Source organism: Bradyrhizobium sp. WSM4873 (assembly GCF_055811355.1).
Map to the genome: position 1 here is coordinate 31363 of NZ_JBVVPS010000028.1, position 21024 is coordinate 52386.

Here is a 21024-nt window from a genome sequence, read left to right on the forward strand (position 1 = left end):
GAAATCTGGGCCTGGCAATAGGGGGGCTGGCTCCTTGTTGGAGACCTATCCAGGACAGGGCAAATGCGAGAAGCCGGAAAGGTCGACGGTCGGCTAACGATCAGGCAGCTAGCAGCCGCGGCAGATGCCCTTGATCTTCTTGTTGAGCATCGCGTCATCCTTGCTCACTCGCTTGTCGACCGAGGAGGCATCCTTGATGTGCGGACTGCTCGTATCCTTGCTTGCCGGAACGATCGTATTCCACCGCTGCTGCCAAAGCTTCTCGCCGATCGTGCAGAGAACCCGCGGCTCCTTGTCGACAGACGGGGCAGTCGATCGCCTCGGAGTGAGGCCTGCGACCTCGAGCGCCAGCTTGGTCCGGATCGCCTCGTTGAAATTCTCGCGATCGGTGATCGGCACGACAAAAGAGCCTGGTCCGCCGATGACGCAATCCTCGTAGTACCAGTCGATGTGCTCGATATGGCTGATATCGGTCGTTCCGTTCGGCGTCGCATTGATCAAGACCGGCAGGCCGGTGATGACGATGCCCTGCTGCAACGCTGCGTCGCGCGCTGTGGCGACTGGATCGCCCACGTTGTTGGGACCGTCGCCCGAAATGTCGATGATCTGGCGCGAGCCACGGTATGGGTTCTGTTCGAGCAGCGGCATGGCGAACTTGATCGCGCTCGAAATCGACGTGCGCGACCCGCGGAGGATTGGTGCCTTCATCAGTTCGTCTGCGAAAGCGTTGGCCGCTTCCGGTCCGTCGATCTGTCGCCAGGGGACGACTATCTTCTGGTCGTTCGTGGCTGACCATTCGAAATAGCTCAGCGCGATCTTGCCAATCGGGCCGGCCCGCAACGCCTGAAGAAATTCCCGCGAGACGATGGCTTTGGAAAAGCCGTCGCGTTGAGCTGCCAGGTCTTCCATTTCCATCGAGTAGGAAATATCGACCGCGATGACGAGTTCGACGTCCACGGCGGGCCGGCTGTCGCCCGGAGGCACTCCATGCGCCTGCGGCGCCGTCTCGGAAGATGCTTGCGTCGATGTCAGGATCGCAATCAGGATCGATCCAACCAAGACCCGCCAATTCACGCTCGCCCTCCAGCTACCCATTTACAGTCTGACACGCCAAACGTGCAATCGGAAGGGCAGTCTGGGCCAAGCCGTAGCAGAGCGGTCCTGGCGCTAAAACGGTTGACCCCGCCCGGGGGGACATCCGGGCGGGGTCGGGGCACGACACGGGGTGGATGAGGCGCCCGTGTCGGACGCAGGATCCACGTGAGATCGGCCTCAGGGCCTCAAATCAGAAGCAGGTGCGAACGCGGCCGACGTACTGGCCAAAGGCGTTGTACTGGGCGGCCCAGCCGCAGCGGTGATAGCCGTTGTAATAGGGGTCGTTGCTGGCGGCGATCGCGGAGCCGACGACGGCGGCGGTGGCGATGCCCAGGCCGACGCCGACGCCCCAGCCGAGCGGCTTGGCTTGCGCCTGCGAGGTGGTGGCGACGACGCTGCCAGTCAGGGTGAGCGCGGTGAGGGCAACTGCGAAAATCTTGGTCTTGATCGACATGTGAAACTCCATCCGGGTTGAGGCGGTCCGTTGTGGCCCGCGCACCGAGTTGGACGGAGGCTCCGCGCGTCCGGTTCGAAACCGGCAAAACCGGAGCTCGAGTCTGGCTCTTTCCCGAATGTTTCCAGGAGGATAGGCGTTAACCGAGAGGGCCTTTGGCGAGCCTGTTCACGTCGAAGTTATCAACCTCGGCAAGCAGTTCGCAAAAAGCGCGGGCGCCCTGGTCGATCAGCCGCTCGCCTTTCGCGGCGACGGCTAGCGTCGCATTGCCGATAGCGCCACTTGGGTTGAGATCCTGCGCCTGCCAGGCGAACGGTGCGGGTCGCTGCGTCGACAGCCAGCGATATTGCTGCTCCATCGCGATGCTGCTCGCGGGAAAATCCGCGATCGCATCAACGCGCACCTGATCGGGATAGCGGGCCAGCATGATTGAGGTCTCGACTGCACCGCCGTGGATGCCGTGCCGTACTTCGTCGGCCGGGAACAGCTGGTCCGCGCCCGACAGCCGCGACCACGACGTGGTCACCACGAACAGCTTCTGATGCGCGCGAAGATCTTGCGCGATCAGCATCATGGCCGCGCTGTTGCCGCCATGGCTGGTGATGATGACGAGCTTCTTCAATCCGCGGCGCGCGACGTCTTCGCCGATCGCGGTCCATTTTTTCAACGCAATGTCGGTCGGCAGCGTCTGCGTGCCCGGATAGTCGATATGCTCGGTGGAAATCCCGATCGGTTCAACGGGCAGGAAACTGGCCGGAGCGCTCTCGGGCAGGAGCTCGCGCACCCGCGTCAGATAGGCGTCGGCGATCAGCACGTCAGTCTCGAGCGGCAGATGCGGGCCGTGCTGCTCGGTCGCCGCCAGCGGCAGCACTGCGATCCAGCGCGACACCTCGGTGGGGCTAGCATCGGCCCAGCGGATCTCGGTCCAGTCGCGGGAAGGCGTCATCAAGGTTTCTTTGCCCGAATTTGTCACGTAATTTGGGTTATCTGGGGACGCGGGCCAGGCCGGCTCGCGTCCCTGAATGTCTTGCGGTTTTATCGCGTTGCTTGGACATCGGCTAGAAGCGATCGACGGAGTCCCATCATGAGCCCCTCTCATCTGCGGCGAGCCTTAACGGCGGGCCTGATGGCCGCTTTCGTCTCGGTCGTTCCGGCGCGCGCCGAGACCCTGGACAAGGTCATGTTCGGCACCAATTGGGTCGCCGAGGCCGAGCACGGCGGCTTTTTCCAGGCCGTCGCCGACGGCACCTACAAGAAATATGGGCTGGACGTCACCATCGTTCCCGGTGGGCCCAACGAGAACAACCGGATGCTGCTGATCGCCGGCAAGATCGATTTCTTCATGGCCGCGAACACATTGATGTCGTTCGACGCGGTCGCCAATAACGTCCCGGTCGTCACCATCGCCGCGGTGTTCCAGAAGGATCCGCAGGTGATGCTGACGCAGCCCGATGCCAAGGTCACCAAGATCGAGGACCTCAAGCCGCTGACGCTGTTCGTCTCCAAGGAGGGCATGACCAGCTATTTCCAGTGGCTGAAATCCGAATACGGCTTCAGCGAGAAGAACGTTCGCCCCTATAATTTCAATCCGCAGCCCTTCATCGCCAACCCCAAGAGCGCGATGCAGGGTTACGTCACCTCCGAGCCCTTCGCGGTCGAGAAGGCCGCCGGCTTCAAGCCCAACGTGTTGCTGCTCGCCGATTACGGCTTCAACACCTATTCGACCCTGATCGAGAGCCGCCGCGACGTGGTCGAGAAGAAGCCCGACCTGGTGCAGCGCTTCGTCGATGCCTCCATGGTCGGTTGGTACAATTATATCTACCGCGACAATTCCGCGGGCAACGCCATGATCAAGAAGCTCAATCCGGAGATGACGGACGAGCTGCTCGCCTATTCCGTGGCCAAGATGAAGGAGTACGGCATCGTTGATTCCGGCGATTCGCTGAAGAACGGTATCGGCGCGATGAGCGACGAGCGCTACACCTCCTTCTTCAACAAGATGGTGAAGGCGGGCGTCGTGAAGGCAGACCTCGATTTCCGCAAATCCTATACGCTGCGCTTCGTCAACAAGGGCGTCGGCGCCGAGCTGCGCCCGAGCAAGCCGTAGCGCAAGTCCGATGTCATCAATCCAAACGTCGGCGGGGGCCGAGACCGGCCTGACGGCCCTGGCTGTCAGCCTGCGCGGCGTGACGAAGACCTATGACAACGGCGTGCTGGCGCTCGGCCCGCTCGATCTTGCGGTGCGCAAGGGCGAGTTCGTTTCGTTGCTGGGCCCGTCAGGTTGCGGCAAATCCACCGCGCTGCGGCTGATCGCGGAGCTCAGCGCGCCGTCATCCGGAATCGTGAGGCTGGCGCGTCGGGAGAATAAGGCGCAGCCAGGTCTTGTTCAGCCAGGTCACGGCATCGGCTTCGTGTTTCAGGAGCCGACCCTGATGCCCTGGACCAGCGTGCGCGAAAACGTGCGACTGCCGCTGAAGCTCGCAGGCGTTCCGAAGGCGGAAGCGCGCGCGCGTGCCGACGAGGCGTTGGCCAGCGTGGGGCTTGGCGATTTCGCCGAGGCTTTCCCCCGCGAGCTCTCCGGCGGCATGAAGATGCGGGTGTCGCTGGCGCGCGCGCTCGTCACCGACCCTGACATCCTCCTGATGGATGAGCCGTTCGCGGCGCTCGACGAAATCACGCGCTTCCGCCTCAACGACGATTTGCTCGCGCTGTGGCGCAGGCTCGGCAAGACCGTCATCTTCGTCACGCATTCGGTGTTCGAATCCGTCTATCTGTCGCAGCGCGTGGTGGTCATGACGGCGCGGCCGGGTCGCATCCAGGCCGACTTCCGCATCGAGACGGTCGAGCCGCGCGGCCAGGAGTTTCGCACTTCAGTCGCCTATTCCGATTATTGCCGGAAAGTGTCGGCGGCGCTGGCGCCGTCCTATGCAGGGCAGTCGACGCTATGAACGCGCAAGCTTCCGTCACTGCGAAGCCGTCCGGCGCGCAACGCGCGGTGCGCTTCGTGCTGCCCGTCATCGTGTTCGCGGCGGGCCTGCTCGCCTGGGAGCTCGTGGTCCGCATCAAGGACATCCCGCCTTACGTGCTGCCGGCGCCCTCCGTCATATTCGTGACACTGATCAAGGATTGGGCGGTGCTGTCACAGTCGCTCGCCGCGACCCTGCTGACCACGCTTGAAGGTTTTGTCGCGGCCAGCATCGGCGGCATCGCGCTGGCGTTGCTGTTCAATCAGTCCAAATGGGTGGAAGCATCGCTATTCCCCTATGCCGTGGTGCTTCAGGTCACGCCGGTCATCGCGATCGCGCCGCTGCTGCTGATCTATCTGGAGCAGCAGACCGCGGTCGTGGTCTGCGCCTTCATCGTCGCCTTTTTCCCGGTGCTGTCGAACACCACGCTCGGACTCAATTCGGTCGATCGCAACCTCGCTGGCCTGTTCCAGCTCTATGGCGCCTCGCCGCAGCAGACCCTGCGCTTTCTCAAGCTGCCGGCGGCGCTGCCTTATATTCTCGGCGGCCTCCGCATTGCCGGCGGCCTGTCGCTGATCGGCGCGGTCGTGGCCGAGATCGCGGCGGGAACGGCCGGCGCCGGCTCCGGGCTCGCCTACAGGATCGCGGAATCCGGCTACCGCTTGAACATACCCCGCATGTTCGCAGCGCTGCTGCTGTTGTCGCTGGCCGGGATTGTCATCTATGGGGTGCTGGCGCTAGTTTCCCACCTCGTTTTACGGCGCTGGCACGAGAGCGCGCTTGGAAAGGACAACTGATGACCACCGGTTCGATTTCGTCCGAAAAGATCGACCTTCTGATTTATGGGCCGGTCCGGCCGATCCTCGAGAACGGGTTTTCCGATCATTTCGTCGTGCACAAGGCCGAGACGCGGGGCGATCTCGAGCGGCTGACGCCGGCAATCCGCGAAAAGATCCGCGGCGTGGCGGTGACCTATCACACCGTGCGCGCCGACAGGGATTCGCTATCGCAATTGCCCAAGATCGAGATGGTGGCGAGCTTCGGCGTCGGCTACGACCACGTCGACGCCAAATACGCCGCCGAGCACAACATCATCGTCACCAACACGCCAGACGTGCTGACCGAGGAGGTCGCCGACGTCGCAATGGGCCTTCTGATCTCCACGGTGCGTGAGTTCATCAAGGCCGATCGTTATGTGCGCTCCGGTCTCTGGCAGACCCAGAACTATCCGCTCAGCGTCGGCTCGCTGCGCGACCGCAAGGTCGGGATCGTCGGCATGGGCAGGATCGGACAGGCGATCGCGCGCCGGCTCGATGCCTCGCTGGTGCCGGTGGTCTATCACACCCGCAATCCGTCCAAGGACGTCTCCTACAAGCACTACCCCGACCTGATCGAGATGGCGAAGGCGGTGGACACGCTGATGGTGATTGTGCCCGGTGGCGCCTCGACCAACAAGATGATCAACGCCGAGGTGCTGAAGGCGCTCGGCCCGCGCGGTGTGCTGGTCAACGTCGCGCGCGGCTCGGTGATCGACGAACCGGCGCTGGTCCAGGCGCTCAAGTCGGGCACCATCCTCGCGGCCGGCCTCGACGTGTTCGCGGCCGAGCCGAACGTGCCGGACGAGCTCAAGGCCATGCAGAACGTCGTGCTGCTGCCGCATATCGGCTCGGCCTCGGTGGTGACGCGCAACGCGATGGATCAGCTCGTGGTCGACAATCTCAAGTCCTGGTTCGCCGGCAAGGCGCCGTTGACGCCGGTTGCGGAAACGCCTTTCAAGGGGCGCTGATGAGAGTTCTTCGGGTCGTTGCATTCGCCGTCGCGGCCTCCTTGGCCGCGATCGGCATTGCGCAGGCGCAGGATACGACGACCCTGAAGAAGGAGATGCCCGGGCAGTGGGAGCTCTCGACCACCGAGCGCAGCAAGACCTGCGTCGTCACGCTCAAGGCCGACACTGCGGCTCAAGGCTTCAAGCTCGAGCTGGAGCCGGCCTGCAAGGCCGCGCTGCCCTTCACCAAGGACATCGTCGCCTGGAGCGTCAGGGGTCTCGACATCGTCCGCTTGCAGGATTCGAGCGGTGAAGCCGTGATCGACTTCACCGAGGTCGAGGCCGGCATCTTCGAGGGTCTGCGGCAAGGCGAGGGCGTCTACATTCTGCAAGACCTCGCCGCCGCCCGCTCGATGGCGAAGTCGATGGACCAGATGATCGGCGACTGGTCGATCGTGCGCGGCAACGGCCAGCCTGTCTGCGGGCTGACGCTGACCAACACGGAAGCCGGGCCGGACAATTTCCAGGTCTTCCTCAAGCCGAAATGCGATGCGGCCATCGCGCAGTTCAACCCGACGCAATGGCGGCTCGACCGCGGCCAGATCATCCTGCTGTCGAAGGCCGGTGAGGCCTGGCAGTTCGAGGCCGACGACAACGCGCAATGGCGGCGCGTCCCCGATACCGCCGATCCCCTGATCATGCTGCGTCAGTAGGCGCCGCGAAACCCGACCTCATCCTGAGGGCCCGCCATAGGCCGGCGTCTCGAAGGATGACCTCAGGCTAGGTCGTCGGCCTGGGCGGCGGCGCGGTGCCTTGGGCCCACTTCTCCATTTTGCCGAGCACGCCCCAGGCCGTGAGCGCCAGCGAGATCGGCATCGCGAACTGGCCGAGCCCCGGCACGGCCGACACGAGCGTCCCGAGCAGTCCGGCAATACCGCCTGCGTTGGGGCTCGCCGTCACCGAAGATAGCAGCGCCGTGATCAGCGAGCCGCCGATGCCGAGCGCGGTCTTCTTGCCGTCGAGCATCTTGCCGATGGTGTCGCCGAGCGCGCCGTTGACCTGGCCGAGGACGGGCTTGCCGTCCCTGTTGAGCAAGGTGCCGAGCAGGTCGACCACCTGCTTCAACTGATCGACGGGGGCGGAACTGGTCGGGGTGACTGGTCCTGGCATGGGGGCTGTCTTGTTGACGAGGGAAAAGAGCCGTTCGAACAGGCTGATCGGATCGGTGGTGGCGGGTAGCGTGTTGCCCGATGTCGTCGTTGCCGGCGTCACGGCGCCGACCGGCGGCCGCAGCAATTGCGCGAGATCCTCCAGTCGCTTCATGATCCGGGATATATCGCCGGTCGGTGCGGTGGGACCCGACTGCGCCGCGCGCGTGAGGGCGGCGACCGTGGCGCCGTCGAGAAGTCCGGTATCCTTCAGGCCGTTTTGCTGCTGAAACTGCGAGACCGCGCCTTTGGTCTTCGGTCCGCTGATGCCGTCCTCGGCGAGCGGCGGATTGGCGCCGAGCTTGTTGAGCGCCTGCTGCATGAGAACGATCGTCGACGCCGCGTCGTCCTCTGGCTCCGCGCGGCTCGCGAATTGCGGGCTGCCGTCGAGGGTGATCGAGGAATCCAGCGACATCATGGCATGCAGGATCACCGCGGTGCCGAGCTGCGAATCGACGTGGTTCGAATCGAACACATGATCGCGGACGAATTTGCCGGCCCTTGCCTCAGGCGGGCCATACAGCGTCGAACCGCCATAGAGATAGGGCGAATTGCAGCCCTTGGCGTGATAGCCGAAGCCGTTGAACGCTTCGAGCCGGAACAGAATCCGCGCGATCCCCCAGTCGTGAGCACCGATGAAATTCTCGATTCTGAAGGCGTCCACGGCGCCGTCCACGAACGTGGCAAACGGGCCGCGCCCTTTCGGAACGATGGTCGTGGCGCGATGAAGCGTTTCGCCGTTGCCGAGGTAGGTGTCGAAATCGAAATTGGACTCGCGGTAGTGGCAGAGGGCAGCGAAATACCAGGGGACGCCGGTCAGCCGTTCGATCTGCTGATAGGTCGCCTTGCCGTTGATGGCCTTGCGCGCGACCGCGTTCGCGTCGGACAGGCGTGAAGGCCGGATCTCGAGATTGGACCAATTGCCCTCGTATTCGCTTTTCAGACTCTCGAATGAAATCATTTTCCGCTCCCGCAATGAATGAATTTTCGCAACTGCGCGTCAGTCGAAATGGACCAGTGCCGTGATCAGGGCGCGAGGCCAGCGTGATCTCCCGCAAGTCTGGCAGGCCGCCGCGGCGCCGCGTGTGAAGTGGGTTACAACCTCGCCGGGAAAATGAGCGGCAGGACCGTGATCAGGGCGGCCGCCGGCGAGGGAACCGGCAGGACCGCTGCCCCGTTAGCGACGCGAGGCAGTCTGGCCAAGGAGCCCTGCATGACCACGCGCGTCCTCGCGATCGGCATCGAACCCGGCAATGCGGACTACAGCGCATTCCCGCAGCTCACGCCGGAGCTCGTGCGCAACTATATCGATGCGCAACTGCTGCGCCTGCGCGATCTCGGTTACGAGGTCACGAGTTGCCTGATCGATCTCGATGCCGCGGCGGAAGCCGCCGTCACGGCGGCGTTGCGCGAGGAGAATTTCGACTGCATCGTGATCGGCGCGGGCCTGCGCGAGCCCAGGGAGCGCCTGCTGCTGTTCGAGAAGGTGCTCAACCTCGTCCACCGCCTGGCACCCGACGCCGCGATCTGCTTCAACACCACGCCGGCCGACACCGCCGAGGCCGTGCAGCGCTGGGTCGATGCATGAGATGAAGCGGCCGGCCCGCGCTGCGCGCGGCATGGCCTGAGCCGCCTTCGAGCGGAGCCTCCGGCGCCATCGCGAGACGTGCCGGGTCCCGGCATGGTGATTTGTCTGGTCCGAATCCGGCTGCGGCGCTATGAGTCGTCTGACCACAAGGGAGGGCGAGCATGCTTCGAGGTCTTCGCATTGGAAGTTTCGCTGTCGCGGCATGTCTGGCAGTGGTGATGGCGATGCCTCATGAGGCAGCGGCGCAAGACGCAATTGGCGGTGCCATCCTCGGCGGCGTCGGTGGAGCGATCGTGGGTGGCGCCATCGGCGGAGGCCGTGGCGCCGCGATCGGCGCCGTCGTCGGTGCCGGCACGGGCGCCGCGATCGCCTCGGAAGGCGAGCGCCGCCGCTCCGGCTATTACGCCTATCAGCGCGGCTGCTACATGCAGCGCCGGGACGGCTCCTACGTCCCGGTCGATCCGAGATATTGCTACTAGATCAACCGCATCCCGCGCAAACTCGCATGGCCGCTCTTGCCGACGATGATGTGGTCGTGCACGGCGATGCCGAGCGGCTTTGCGATGTCGATGATCGCCTTGGTCATCTGGATGTCGGCCTGTGACGGCGAAGGATCGCCTGAGGGATGGTTGTGCACCAGGATCAGCGCGGTCGCGGACAATTCCAGCGCGCGCTTGATCACCTCGCGCGGATAGACCGGGGTGTGATCGACGGTGCCGGTCTGCTGCACCTCGTCGGCGATGAGCTGGTTGCGCTTGTCGAGGAACAGCAGCCGAAACTGCTCCTTGTCGGCGAACGCCATGCTGGTGCGGCAATAGTCGATCACCTCGTTCCAGGACGACAGCGCGTTGCGGCTGTTGACCCCGCCCTTGGCGACGCGATGCGACGCCGCCGCGAGCAGCTTGAGCTGGTGGATCGCGGATTCGCCGATGCCGTCCACCTCGCGCAAGCGCGCCACCGGCGCGTGCACGACCTCGGCAAATGAGCCAAAAATCTTGATCAGCGTCTTCGCCAGCGGCTTGGTGTCGCGTCGGGGCAGTGCCGGAAACAGCGCCATCTCCAGCAGCTCGTAATCGCTGAGCGCGTCTGCACCCGCGCTGTAGAAGCGCTCGCGCAGCCGCTCGCGATGGCCGAGATAGTGCGGCGCCTCTTCGGGCTTGCTCTTGTCGTGGTCAGGCTTGGCGGGCATCGGCCGCCAGCATTGCCGCGGGCAATCGTTTTTGCAACCGTCAATTGCGGCGGCGAACCCGGTTCACGCCAGCCGGCGACCCGAAGGTCAGCCGTCAGCCGCCATCATCCGATCTGCTTCTCGCCGTGCCGCTCGGACAGCGTGAAGATCTCGACGCCGGTCGCGGTGACGCCGACGGAGTGCTCGAACTGCGCCGACAGCGAGCGGTCGCGGGTCACGGCGGTCCAGCCGTCGGAGAGGATCTTCACATGCGGCTTGCCGAGATTGATCATCGGCTCGATGGTGAAGAACATGCCGGGCTTGAGCTGCACGCCTTCGCCGGGCCGGCCGATATGGATGATGTTCGGCTCGTCGTGGAACATGCGCCCGAGGCCATGGCCGCAGAAATCGCGCACCACGCTCATGGCCTGCGGCTCGACGAAACTCTGGATGGCGTGGCCGATGTCACCGGTGGTGGCGCCGGGCTTCACCGCGGCGATGCCGCGCATCATCGCCTCATAGGTCACCTCGATCAGCCGCTCGGCCTTGCGCGCGATCGGGCCGACCGCATACATCCGGCTGGAATCGCCGTACCAGCCGTCGACGATGAAGGTGACGTCGATGTTGACGATGTCGCCCTCTTTCAGCGGACGGTCGCCGGGCATGCCGTGGCAGACCACGTGGTTGAGCGAGGTGCAGGTCGAATAGCGGTAGCCGCGATACATCAGCGTCGCCGGATAGGCATTGTTGCTGAAGGCGAAGTCGCGGACGAACTGGTCGATGCGCTCGGTCGGAACGCCGGGCCCGACGATGTCGGTGAGCTCGTCGAGACACTTCGCCACCAGCGCGCCCGCCTTGCGCATGCCGGCAAAGGCGCTTGGCCCATGCAGCTTGATCTGTCCGGTCTTGCGGAGCGAGGTATCGGAGGCTTCAACGTAGCTCATGCGGATGCGGTCTTCTCGGCACGGGGCCGGTATCGAGGTGGGCGCAAGGGTCTGATTTAAGGCCCTAATTTAATGATCGCGAGCCTTCATGCAAGCCAAGCTTGGCGGGCATGCGCCCGAAAGCCGGCTCAATTCGGGACTTCTACGGTGGTTTCCACCGGCAGGGCGCCGCCGCGGACGCGGATTTCGCGAACGGGGTAGGGAACCCGGATGCCCTCGCGCTTGAAGGCGTCCCACAGCGCCAGCATCACGTCGCTCTTGACGTTGTCCATGCCGTCGGGGTCGGCGATCCAGAAGGTCAGCGAGAACTTCATCCCGGCTTCGGCGAATTCGGTCAGGATGCAATTCGGCGGCTTGCCCTTCTGCGCGCGCGGATGCGCGGCCGCGGTCTCGGCGGCGAGCTTGCAGACCAGCCGCGGGTCCGCGTCGTAATTGGTGCCGAAGGCGATCTTCACCAGCGTGTTCTTGTCGGTGTAGGTCCAGTTGACGACCTTCTGCGTCACCAGATCCTCGTTCGGCACCAGGAATTCGCGGCCATCGCCGGCGGCGACGGAGATATAGCGCGTCTTCATCGCGCTGATCCGCCCGGTGTTGTCGCCGATGGTGACGAGGTCGCCGGGCTTCACCGATTTGTCGGCGAGCAGGATGATGCCCGAGATGAAATTGGCGACGATCTTCTGCAGGCCGATACCGATGCCGACGCCGACCGCGCCGGAGAACACCGCGAGCGCCGAGAGATCGATGCCGACCGTGCCGAGCGCGATCACGATCGCGACCGCAAGCAGGCCGATGCGGATGATCTTGACCAGCAGCACCTGCACCGATGGCGTCAGATCTGTGGTCGAGTTGATCCGGCTCTCGGCGAAATTGCTGGCGATGTTGGTGAGCCAGAGCGCGATGAGCAGCAGCGCGCCGGCCTTGATCACGAGCAGCGGCGTCAGCCGCAGCCCGCCGAGCACGATGGCGAAGGAGTCGAGCAGGTCGACCGTCGCATCGAGCTGGCCCACGATGGAGAGCGCCGCGACGAACCAGGCCGTGATCGACACCAGCTTGACGATGAAGGCGTTGCGCAGCACCGAGGTCACCAGCCGGACCGCGAGCCAGGCCAGGCCGAGCTTGGCGGCGACCATCAGGAGATAGCTGCGGCTCGGCCAGGTCGCGTGGTACATGACCACGCGCGAGACGATCACGAGCAGGGTGAACGCCGCCGTCGAGGCGCTGGAGACCATCACCCGGGCGAAGTGCCGGAGCGGCAGCGGCCAGCGCATCGCCAGCGAGGTCATGTCGACCCGGCTGCGAACGGCGGCTTCCGTGGCATAGGCGATGCCGGCCGCGGCCAGAATGAGCCCGAATTGCAGGTAGAACCAGGGCGAGGAGATTTCCGCCCCGACGCTGCGCGCGGTGGTCTGCACGAACTCCATGAAGTCTTTGAGGTCCATGTCCATCGGTCTCGTGGGGAAGTCGTCGGGAGGCATTGATTCGAGCGCGCCGGAGAATCCCACAAAGGGCCCGGCGGGACCACCGATACACCGCTAAGTGAAGTGCGTTAAGGCCGCAAAATGCGGGCAGATTGCCGCGAGCGGGAGAAAATGGGTTGGCGTGAGAGTCCGCCGACGATAAGGATGCAATTCCAGCGATTTCGTACCCGGAAGGTGGATGGCTTCCCTCGACACTGTCAGCCTCGCCATATTGCTCGGCGCCGTCCTGGTGTTGGCCGGGATCCTGTCAAGCCTGCTTGCGCTGCGCTTCGGCGCGCCCCTTCTGCTCGTCTTCCTCGCGATCGGCATGCTCGCGGGCGATTCCGGTCCCGGGCAGCTGCAATTCGACGACGTCCGCACCACCTATCTGGTCGGCTCGGTCGCGCTCGCACTGATCCTGTTCGACGGCGGCCTGCGGACCCGCTTTGCCAGCATCCGCACCGTGCTCGCGCCTTCCATGGTGCTCGCGACCGTCGGCGTGCTGCTGACCGCGCTGATCACGGCACCGTTCGCGAAATATGCGCTCGATCTCAACTGGACGGAGTCGCTGCTGGTCGGCGCCGTGGTGGCCTCGACTGACGCGGCCGCAGTGTTCCTGCTGGTGCATACCCAGGGTCTGCGCCTGCGCCCGCGCGTCGGCGCGACGCTGGAGGTGGAATCCGGCACCAACGATCCCTTCGCGATCTTCCTGACCCTGATGCTGGTCGAATACATCTCGCTCGGAACGGGCACGGCCGCGCACGTGCTGATGGAGTTCGCCCAGGAGGCCGTGCTGGGCGCCGTCGTCGGGGTGATCGGCGGGCGTCTGGTCGTCATCGCGCTCAACAAGGTCGCGCTGCCGCAGGGCCTCCACGCGCCGTTTGTCACCACCGCCGCGCTCGTCATCTTCGGCGGCTCGCAGATCATGCATGCCTCGGGATTCCTCGCGGTCTATCTCGCCGGTATCATCATCGGCAACCGCCCGACGCGCGCGCATAATTCGGTGGTGGCCTTCCTGGACGCCGCGACCTGGCTGGCCCAGATCGTGATGTTCGTGCTGCTCGGCCTGCTGGTCTCGCCGCGCCGGCGCGGCGGCAGCGTGGTGCCGGCGGTCGGGATCGCATTCGTCCTGATGCTGGTGGCGCGGCCGATCGCCGTGTTCGTGTGCCTCGCACCGTTCCGCTTCAACTGGCGCGAAAAGATCTTCATCGCCTGGACCGGTCTGCGCGGCGCGGTCGCGATCTTCCTGGCCTCGATCCCGATGCTGGTCGGGCTGTCGAAGGCCTATCTCTATTTCGACGTCGCCTTCGTCGTCGTCATCATCTCGCTCCTGCTGCAAGGCTGGACCCTGGCGCCGGCCGCGCGCAAGTTGCACGTGGCGCTGCCGCGCGCCGAGCGTGGCCCGCGCCGTGTCGAATTGGACCTGCCCGGCCAGCTCGAGCAGCAGCTCGTCGGCTATCCGGTGCGGCCCAAGAGCCTGTATTTCCGTCGCGGGCTGATCCCGTCCTGGTCCAAACCGACGCTGGTGATCCGCAACGAAAACATCTTGACGCCGACGGAAGCCGAGCCGATCGCGGCCGGCGATTACATCTATCTGCTGGCGCCGCCGGAAAAGGCTGAATCGCTCGACCGCTTCTTCGTCGACATGCAGCCGAGCTCGGCGCCGGACCCGCATCTGCTGGGCGACTTCATGGTCTCCGGCGAGCACACGCTGGCCGAGCTCGCGGAGATTTACGGCGTGAAGGTGAGCGAGGATGAGAGCGGGCACACGCTCGCTGATTATTTCGACGTCCATCTCGACCGCGCGCCGAAAGAGGGGGCGGAGCTCGTGCTGGACCCGATCGTGCTCGTGGCGCGCTCGATCTCCGGTGGCCGCGTCAACGTTGTCGGTCTGCGCCTGCCGGAAGACGAGGAAACCCCCGCGCCATTGACGCGCAGGCAGGTCCTCCGCCGCAAGCTGGCGGATTTGTGGACCTCGGTGGCCGGGGTTTAGCAGCGTTTCGCGCGTCGTGGCCGTGGGAATCGTTGAAGCGATATGCCTCCCCGATGTCGTCCTGGCGAAGGCCAGGACCCATAGCCACCGTCAGCTGTTTTGCGAGTGCTGGTGGTGACGATCTGCCCCCCACCACTCCTCCCTGGGGTAATTGGTCCTGGCTTTCGCCAGGACGACGGCGGAGAGCGATGGCGACAGCGCGGGAACCGCCACCAAATCGCTGCAACCGCCGAAGATTTGCGCGTCTTCGTGACCGCTGCTCCCGGAACGCTCCGTGATGCCGGTCGTTCTTAGCGGCGTATACGCTTCCGACAGGAGTAACCCATGCGAAAGCTCATCTTGCCCGCGATCGTCGCGATCGGCCTCGGATCGGCCGCGCCCGCGATGGCCTATGACACCGGCGATCAGATCTCGATGCAGGTCGCGCTCGACGTCGCCACCGATATCGGCGTCATGACCGTCTCGCACACCGAGTTCCTCGGCGATGAATGGCAGATCGATGGTCGTGATCGCGCCGGCCGCTGGATGGAGGTCGACGTGGACGCGCGAACGGGAGAGGTGCGCAACGTCGATCGCGGCTGGTAGTGGCGGGTCTCGGTAGCGGTGTCGGCGAGGATCACTCGGCCGGCACCGCTACCATCCAATGCCGCGCGATCGCCGCTCGCGGCGCGACCCAGGCGGCGCCGCTCTTCGTGATATGCGTGAGAATGCGCTCCAGCGCGCCGATCCGGCCGGGGCGGCCGATCATGCGCAGATGCAACCCGATCGACATCATCTTTGGTGCCGTCTCGCCTTCGCGCTTGAGCCATTCGAAGGCCTCGATGACATAGTCGGCGAAGTCGTTTCCGCTGAAACGCGCGGCGTTGTAATACTGCATGTCGTTGGTGTCGAAAGCGTAGGGCAGCACCAGATGCTGCTTGCCGGCGACCTCCTTGTAGTAGGGCAAGTCGTCGTTATAGGCGTCACTGTCGTAGAGGAAGCCGCCGTCTTCGACCAGGAGCCGCCGCGTGTTCGGTGAGGTCGCCGAGCGCGTGTGCCAGCCAACCGGGCGCTGCCCGGTGGCGCGCTCGATCGCCGCCACGGTCCTGGCAATGATTTCGCGCTCGCTCGCTTCATCCATGTCGGCGTGGCTCTGCCAGCGCCAGCCATGGGCCGAGACCTCGTGGCCGCGGGCAATGGCATCGCGCGCCAGCTCCGGCGAGCGTTCGACCGCACGGCCGCAGGAGCTCACTGTCGCCTTGACGCCGTAGGCGTCGAACAGGTCCATGATGCGCCACCATGCAGCGCGCGTGCCGTATTCGAAATGACTGTCGATGCAGGAATCCGGGCCGTCGAGCTTGTGGACCACTTCGTAGATCGCCTCGTTGGCCACATCGCCGTCGTTGACGGAAAACTCCGAGCCCTCCTCGAAATTCACCACCAGCGACACCGCGACGCGCGCGCCGTTCGGCCAGTGCGGGTTCGGCAGCTTGCCGCGATAGCCGACGAAGTCGCGATGTGAGACGGGTTGCTTTGCTTCGCTCATGGAATCAGTCCGTGGTTCCGGCCATGCGATGCAGGCCGACGACGCGGTCGCTGACGAACAGCAGGATCACCGTGCCCGCGAGGATGAGGGTGGAGAGCGCCGCGAGCGTCGGGTCGGGCGCCTCCTCGATATATTGCAGCATGCGGATCGGCAGCGTCTTGGTGCGGACGTCGGCGAGGAAGATCGATACCGGATAATTGTCGAACGAGGCCAGGAACGAGAAGATTCCCGCGATCAGGAATGACGGCGCCAGCGCGGGCACCATCACCCGCAATACGCTGCCGGGATAGGTGCAGCCGAGCGTTCGCGCCGCCTCGATCAACGTGAAGTCGAACCGCGCGAGACCCGCGATCATCGTGCGCGCGACATAGGGTAGCGTGATGACGAGATGTGCGACCAGCAGCGTCGCCCAGGGCGCGGTGAAACCGACGGCGCGAAAGCCCTGCAGCAGCGCGATGCCGAGCACGAGGCCCGGCATCATCAGCGGCGAAACCAGCGCGGTCGCAAAGATGCCGGCGCCCGGCAGCTTTCCGCGCGCGATCGCGATCGCCGCGAGCGTGCCTGATATCAGCGAGATCGCCGTCGACAGCAGCGCGATCTGAAGCGACAGCAGCAGCGACGGCCAGAAGCCGTCGAGCCGGCCGATCTTGCCGTACCAGCGCGTCGATGCGCCGGTCAGCGGCAGGTCGAACACCGGTGTCGGCGAGAAGCTCGCGGCGGCGATCACCAGCAGCGGCGCGATCAGGAACAGGGCCAGCCCGATCGCCATCACCCAGCAGACGATGATTGCGGCGCGCCTCATCATTTCGGCTCCCGCGACAGGCGCGCACTGAGCGCAACGATCGCGATCGCGATCGCCAGCAGCACGACGCCGGCGGCGGCACCGAAGCCGGGTTCGCGCGCCAGCAGATAGGCTTTTGCAATGGCACTCGCGAGCGTCGGGTATTTTTCGCCAATCAGGAGCGTTGGCACCACATAGGCGGAGACCGAGAGCGAGAACACCAGCGCCACGCCAGCGACGATGCCGGGCAAGGTCAACGGCAGGATCACGCGAAAGAACGTCACGACCGGCGAGGCGCCGAGCGTGGCGGCGGCTTCGGCATAGCGCGGATCGAGCTGCGCCACGATCGCATAGATCGGCAGGATCATGAACGGTAGGAAGATGTTGACAGCGCCAACGATCAGCGCCGTCTCGGTGAAAATCATCCGGATCGGGTCTTCGATGATGCCGAGCGCGATCAGCGTCTCGTTGACGATGCCGTCGCTGCGCAACAGGATCGTCCAGGCGAACGCCTTGACGATGACGCTGGCCGCCAGGGGCAGAAACAGCGTCGCCAGCAGCACGGAGCGCAAAGGCCCGCGGGCGCGGGCGAGCGCAAAGGCGGCGGGATAGCTGATCAGGAAAGCGATCAGCGTCGTCAGCAGCCCGAGCCGCAGGGAATTCCAGACCACGCCGAGATAATAGGGCGTGCCGAGCAGGCGCTTGTAGTTGGCGAAGGTCAGCCCGTTGGCATCGACGATGCTGACGCCGAGCAGCAGCACCAGCGGCAGCGCGAAAACGCCGGCGATGATGACGAAGGACGGCAGCACGAATCCGATCGCGGCGAGCCGCTCGCGGTCGACCGAAGGCGCGGCCAAAGGTGCCGGAAGGGCCGCCTCGGTCATGCCTGCGCCTCCATCGGAAATGCAAAGGTCTCGGTCACCGGCCAGCTCAGGCGGATCTCGTCATGCACAGCGGGGATCGCGCCGTCGCGCCCGGAGAGTTCTGCGAGCAGGCTTTCACCGGCCCCGGCATCGACCTCGACCAGCGTGCGCGAGCCCTGGAATACCACGGAGCGGACCCGGCCCGCGGCCGCATTCGCATCGCCCTGCTCGCCGATTCGCAACTGCTCGGGGCGCGCTGCGACGATGACGGGCGAACCCGCCTGGAAGTTGCCGAGCGCGGACAAGCGGCCGACCTTGGTCTCGACCTCGACCTGGCCGTTGCCAGCCGCTAGCACCGTGCCGGCAATTCGCGTCGAGAGGCCGACGAAGTTGAGTGCGAACAGGCTTGCGGGACGCAGATACAGTTCGCGCGGCTCGGCGAGCTGCTCGATGCGTCCCTTGTTCATGACCGCGACGCGGTCGGACATGGTCAGCGCTTCGTCCTGGTCATGCGTCACGAAGATCGCGGTGGCCTTCACGTCCTGGAGCAGGCGGCGCAGCTCGACCTGCATCTCCTCGCGCAACTTCCGATCGAGCGCCGACAGCGCTTCGTCGAACAGCAGCACATCGGGCTCGACAGCGATGGCGCGCGCCAGGGCCACGCGCTGCTGCTGGCCGCCCGACAGCGCCGTGATGCGTCGACCGGCGAGATGGCCGAGCTTGACCAGTGACAGCGCGCGTTCCACTGCAGCATCGATCTCGCGCCTGGCCGCGCCGCGCACCTTCAGCCCGAATGCGATGTTGCCGGCGACGGTGAGATGCGGAAACAGCGCGTAGCTCTGGAACACCACGCCGACATTGCGCTTGTGCGGGGGCACGTGGGTGACGTCGCGCCCGGCGAGCTCGACCTTGCCGGTGTCTGGTTGCGCCAGGCCGGCGATGGCACGGAGCAGCGTGGTCTTGCCGCAACCGGACGGGCCGAGCAGCGTGACCAGCTCGCCGCGCCGGATGGTCAGGTCGATGTGGTCGAGGACTGTCGTGGGTCCGTATGTCTTGGAGACGCCGCGAACGACGAGATGCGGGGCGGCCTCGCTCATGTCATCTCCTTGCTCCAGCGGTCGACCCAGGAGGCGCGGTTCTTGGCCACGAATGCCCAGTCCGGCGCGAACAGCGAAGCCGGGTCCGGGAAGCCCGCCGGCGTCGGCGTGCCCTTGTTGGTGGGCGCGACGAAAGCCTTGTCGGCGAGGATGATCTGCGCTTCCGGGCTCAGGAAGAAGTCGATCACGGCATCGGCGAGATCGCCGGCCGGTGCGCCGTTCACCTTCGCGATGCCCGACGGCATCGCAAAGCCGCCGTCCTGCGGAACGGCGAGATCGACCGGTGATCCTTCCGCCTTGCGGATCAGCGTGTAGGCCGAGAATTGGCCGCCGATCATCCACGCCTCGCCCTGCTCCATCAGATTGATGGCCTGCGGCGCGTTGGTGTAGACATTCAAGAGGTTGGCCCTCAGCTCCTTCACCTTCTTGAAGGCGGCGTCGATCTCGTACTGCGCCTCCTTGTAGGGCTTGCCGGTCTCGAGATGGGCGGCCGCGAGCAGCGTCCAGAATCCTTCGGTGTTCGACAGCGACGGCACGATCACCTTGGAGGCATATTTCGCGTCCCACAGGTCGGACCACTTTGCGGGCGCCGTCTTCATGCGCTTGGTCGAATAGGCGATGCCGGCCCAGGGCCGCTGATAGTTCGCCCACATTCCGTCCTGATGCACCGAGCCGTCGACCAGCTTGCCGAGGTTGGCGATCGACGATGCCGACATCTTGGTGATCAGGCCGTCGCTGGCTGCCGGCAGCATCACCGGATCGTCCATGATGACGACGGAGATTTTCGGCGCGGCCTTGTCAGCCTGCATCTTCTGGAGATTGGTCAGCGAGTTGGTGCCCTCATAGAGCACCTTGCAGTCGAGCTTCTTCTCCAGCACGGGAAACAAATCGGCATTGAAATATTTCGCGGCGCCCGCGGGGCCGCCGATGACGATCTCCCTGGGCGCGGCGCGCAGCCGCGCCGGGGCGGCAATGATCGCGGCCAGGGCCGCGCCGGAGGTCAAAACGCTGCGTCGGGAGGGGGTGTGCATGGGCATGTCCCGTTTGTTGTGCGTAAAGCTTGCAGCGAGGACGCAGCAAGCGCCGTGCCAAATGTGCACATTTTATTAATTATGAGTTGTATCAATGGGCTGAGCGGATGGTGATCCTGCCCCCTGCGGGGCGCCTGCATGCCGACAAGGCAAATGTGCACATTTTTTGGAGGTGACGCTGCGCAGTCTTTGGGCCTAGCTACCACAATGGCGACGCAGCGTAGGCGAGACGACAAGGGAAGCGGCAAGAGGAACGGCAAGGCCAATCCGGCGGAGGACGAGGCGGTCTATCAGGCCATCCTGCACGCGCTGCTGGAAGGCAAGCTGAAGGCCGGCGCCAAGCTCGCCGAGCCGCCGCTGGCCGAGATCTTCGGCGTCTCGCGCGAGCGCATCCGCAAGGTGCTGCATCGGCTCGGCGCCGAGCGGCGGCTGGAGATGATCCCCAACCGCGGCGCTCGCGTGCCGCGTCCGACGCTCGACGACGTCCGCAGCGTCTACGAGGCGCATCGCGTGCTCGAGGCCGGCGTGCTGACGCAGCTCGTGCGTCGTGTCGACGACGCCCTGATCGAGCGGCTGACGGCGCATCTCGCCGAGGAGCGCGCCGCCGCCACGCGCGGCGACCGCGCCGCCTCGGTGCGGCTGTCGGGCGCGTTCCACGTTCATCTGGTGGAAGCGCTCGGCAACGCGGAGCTGTCGTACTTCCTCGCCGATCTGCTCAGCCGGTCCTCGGTGATGGTCTCGGTCTACGAACCCGCCAGTGATTCGATCTGCGCGGTGGACGAGCACGGCGCCATCGTCGAAGCCCTTCGCGCCCGCGACGTCGCGCGTGCCATCGCGGTTTCGCGCGAGCATTTTTTGCATGTCGAGAGCCGGCTGCATCTGGATGACGATGCGGCGCCGGCGAGCGAGGATTTGGAAAGCGTGTTTAGCGCACTGAAGCCGAAGCGGCGGAAGGGGCGTTAGCCCCCGCTGTCATTGCCCGCGAAGGCGGGCAATCCAGTATTCCAGAGGCGGTCGTGATTGAATCGAGGGGCCGCGGCGTACTGGATGCCCCGCCTTCGCGGGGCATGACAGCGGGCGCGGAGCGGA

22 protein-coding genes are annotated in these 21024 nt (G+C 65.1%); 10 read left to right on the forward strand and 12 right to left on the reverse strand.

Annotation, left to right across the window (positions count from 1 at the left end):
• Positions 1–108: 108 nt before the first annotated feature.
• The 3 genes from AC0L21_RS29020 to AC0L21_RS29030 form a co-directional block, all read right to left on the reverse strand.
• The gene (locus AC0L21_RS29020) at positions 109–1074 is read right to left on the reverse strand and encodes a DUF1194 domain-containing protein (RefSeq protein ID WP_473265074.1); all 966 of its coding nucleotides are present in this window, start codon (positions 1072–1074) and stop codon (positions 109–111) included.
• Positions 1075–1285: 211 nt separating this feature from the next.
• Entirely contained in the window at positions 1286–1549 is a 264-nt protein-coding gene (locus AC0L21_RS29025) for a hypothetical protein (protein ID WP_007597808.1), read from the reverse strand.
• A gap of 139 nt (positions 1550–1688) precedes the next feature.
• Positions 1689–2495: a creatininase family protein gene (locus AC0L21_RS29030; protein ID WP_473265075.1), complete on the reverse strand. Its 807-nt coding sequence runs from the start codon at positions 2493–2495 to the stop codon at positions 1689–1691.
• A 138-nt stretch (positions 2496–2633) separates the two neighbouring features.
• Here AC0L21_RS29030 and AC0L21_RS29035 point away from each other — a divergent pair, with 138 nt between their 5' ends.
• The 5 genes from AC0L21_RS29035 to AC0L21_RS29055 are packed head-to-tail and all read left to right on the forward strand — an operon-like array spanning position 2634 to position 6993.
• Positions 2634–3656: an ABC transporter substrate-binding protein gene (locus tag AC0L21_RS29035; RefSeq protein WP_473265076.1), complete on the forward strand. Its 1023-nt coding sequence runs from the start codon at positions 2634–2636 to the stop codon at positions 3654–3656.
• 10 nt (positions 3657–3666) lie between these two features.
• Positions 3667–4497 carry an ABC transporter ATP-binding protein gene (locus tag AC0L21_RS29040; protein ID WP_473265077.1) on the forward strand — a complete coding sequence of 277 codons (831 nt, stop codon included), beginning with the start codon at positions 3667–3669 and terminating at the stop codon, positions 4495–4497.
• A complete protein-coding gene (locus AC0L21_RS29045; RefSeq protein WP_473265078.1) occupies positions 4494–5312 on the forward strand; it encodes an ABC transporter permease in 819 nt (272 codons plus the stop codon). The genes AC0L21_RS29040 and AC0L21_RS29045 overlap by 4 nt, the downstream gene beginning before the upstream one ends.
• The gene (locus AC0L21_RS29050; RefSeq protein WP_473265079.1) at positions 5312–6301 is read left to right on the forward strand and encodes a 2-hydroxyacid dehydrogenase; all 990 of its coding nucleotides are present in this window, start codon (positions 5312–5314) and stop codon (positions 6299–6301) included. Before AC0L21_RS29045 ends, AC0L21_RS29050 begins: the two co-directional genes overlap by 1 nt.
• On the forward strand, positions 6301–6993 hold the full coding sequence (locus tag AC0L21_RS29055) for an AprI/Inh family metalloprotease inhibitor (protein ID WP_473265080.1): 693 nt from the start codon (positions 6301–6303) through the stop codon (positions 6991–6993). The genes AC0L21_RS29050 and AC0L21_RS29055 overlap by 1 nt, the downstream gene beginning before the upstream one ends.
• Before the next feature lie 67 nt (positions 6994–7060).
• Here the strand turns inward: AC0L21_RS29055 and AC0L21_RS29060 are convergent, their stop codons facing one another.
• Positions 7061–8449: a peptidoglycan-binding protein gene (locus AC0L21_RS29060; RefSeq protein WP_473265081.1), complete on the reverse strand. Its 1389-nt coding sequence runs from the start codon at positions 8447–8449 to the stop codon at positions 7061–7063.
• A gap of 252 nt (positions 8450–8701) precedes the next feature.
• Between AC0L21_RS29060 and AC0L21_RS29065 the strand changes: the two genes are divergently transcribed.
• Complete coding sequence (locus AC0L21_RS29065; RefSeq protein ID WP_204513176.1) at positions 8702–9076, forward strand: hypothetical protein; 375 nt, start codon at positions 8702–8704, stop codon at positions 9074–9076.
• Between the two features lie 161 nt (positions 9077–9237).
• The gene (locus AC0L21_RS29070; protein WP_473265082.1) at positions 9238–9555 is read left to right on the forward strand and encodes a glycine zipper domain-containing protein; all 318 of its coding nucleotides are present in this window, start codon (positions 9238–9240) and stop codon (positions 9553–9555) included.
• On the opposite strand, the gene radC is transcribed toward AC0L21_RS29070, so the two are convergent.
• The 3 genes from radC to AC0L21_RS29085 form a co-directional block, all read right to left on the reverse strand.
• On the reverse strand, positions 9552–10265 hold the full coding sequence (gene radC, locus AC0L21_RS29075) for a RadC family protein (protein ID WP_473265083.1): 714 nt from the start codon (positions 10263–10265) through the stop codon (positions 9552–9554). The two genes, AC0L21_RS29070 and radC, sit on opposite strands and share 4 nt — an antisense overlap.
• A 104-nt stretch (positions 10266–10369) precedes the next feature.
• Positions 10370–11188, reverse strand: coding sequence for a type I methionyl aminopeptidase (gene map, locus AC0L21_RS29080; RefSeq protein WP_007597786.1), 819 nt, complete (start codon positions 11186–11188; stop codon positions 10370–10372).
• A 128-nt stretch (positions 11189–11316) separates the two neighbouring features.
• The gene (locus AC0L21_RS29085) at positions 11317–12633 is read right to left on the reverse strand and encodes a mechanosensitive ion channel family protein (RefSeq protein WP_473265084.1); all 1317 of its coding nucleotides are present in this window, start codon (positions 12631–12633) and stop codon (positions 11317–11319) included.
• A 211-nt stretch (positions 12634–12844) separates the two neighbouring features.
• On the opposite strand from AC0L21_RS29085, the gene AC0L21_RS29090 reads away from it, so the two are divergent.
• Together AC0L21_RS29090 and AC0L21_RS29095 are read left to right on the forward strand one after the other, a co-directional pair.
• On the forward strand, positions 12845–14638 hold the full coding sequence (locus AC0L21_RS29090) for a potassium/proton antiporter (RefSeq protein ID WP_473265085.1): 1794 nt from the start codon (positions 12845–12847) through the stop codon (positions 14636–14638).
• 324 nt (positions 14639–14962) lie between these two features.
• The gene (locus tag AC0L21_RS29095; RefSeq protein WP_473265086.1) at positions 14963–15223 is read left to right on the forward strand and encodes a PepSY domain-containing protein; all 261 of its coding nucleotides are present in this window, start codon (positions 14963–14965) and stop codon (positions 15221–15223) included.
• A gap of 31 nt (positions 15224–15254) precedes the next feature.
• Here the strand turns inward: AC0L21_RS29095 and AC0L21_RS29100 are convergent, their stop codons facing one another.
• From AC0L21_RS29100 to AC0L21_RS29120, 5 genes are read right to left on the reverse strand one after another with little or no spacing between them, the layout of a single operon-like run.
• Entirely contained in the window at positions 15255–16163 is a 909-nt protein-coding gene (locus tag AC0L21_RS29100; RefSeq protein WP_473265087.1) for a polysaccharide deacetylase family protein, read from the reverse strand.
• Positions 16164–16167: 4 nt separating this feature from the next.
• Positions 16168–16965 carry an ABC transporter permease gene (locus AC0L21_RS29105; RefSeq protein WP_473265088.1) on the reverse strand — a complete coding sequence of 266 codons (798 nt, stop codon included), beginning with the start codon at positions 16963–16965 and terminating at the stop codon, positions 16168–16170.
• A complete protein-coding gene (locus tag AC0L21_RS29110; protein WP_473265089.1) occupies positions 16965–17828 on the reverse strand; it encodes an ABC transporter permease in 864 nt (287 codons plus the stop codon). Before AC0L21_RS29110 ends, AC0L21_RS29105 begins: the two co-directional genes overlap by 1 nt.
• Positions 17825–18904: an ABC transporter ATP-binding protein gene (locus tag AC0L21_RS29115; RefSeq protein ID WP_473265090.1), complete on the reverse strand. Its 1080-nt coding sequence runs from the start codon at positions 18902–18904 to the stop codon at positions 17825–17827. The genes AC0L21_RS29110 and AC0L21_RS29115 overlap by 4 nt, the downstream gene beginning before the upstream one ends.
• On the reverse strand, positions 18901–19935 hold the full coding sequence (locus tag AC0L21_RS29120; RefSeq protein WP_473265091.1) for an extracellular solute-binding protein: 1035 nt from the start codon (positions 19933–19935) through the stop codon (positions 18901–18903). Before AC0L21_RS29120 ends, AC0L21_RS29115 begins: the two co-directional genes overlap by 4 nt.
• Positions 19936–20142: 207 nt before the next feature.
• On the opposite strand from AC0L21_RS29120, the gene AC0L21_RS29125 reads away from it, so the two are divergent.
• Positions 20143–20898, forward strand: a complete 756-nt coding sequence (locus AC0L21_RS29125; protein WP_473265092.1) for a GntR family transcriptional regulator — start codon at positions 20143–20145, stop codon at positions 20896–20898.
• The last annotated feature ends 126 nt before the right edge of the window (positions 20899–21024 follow it).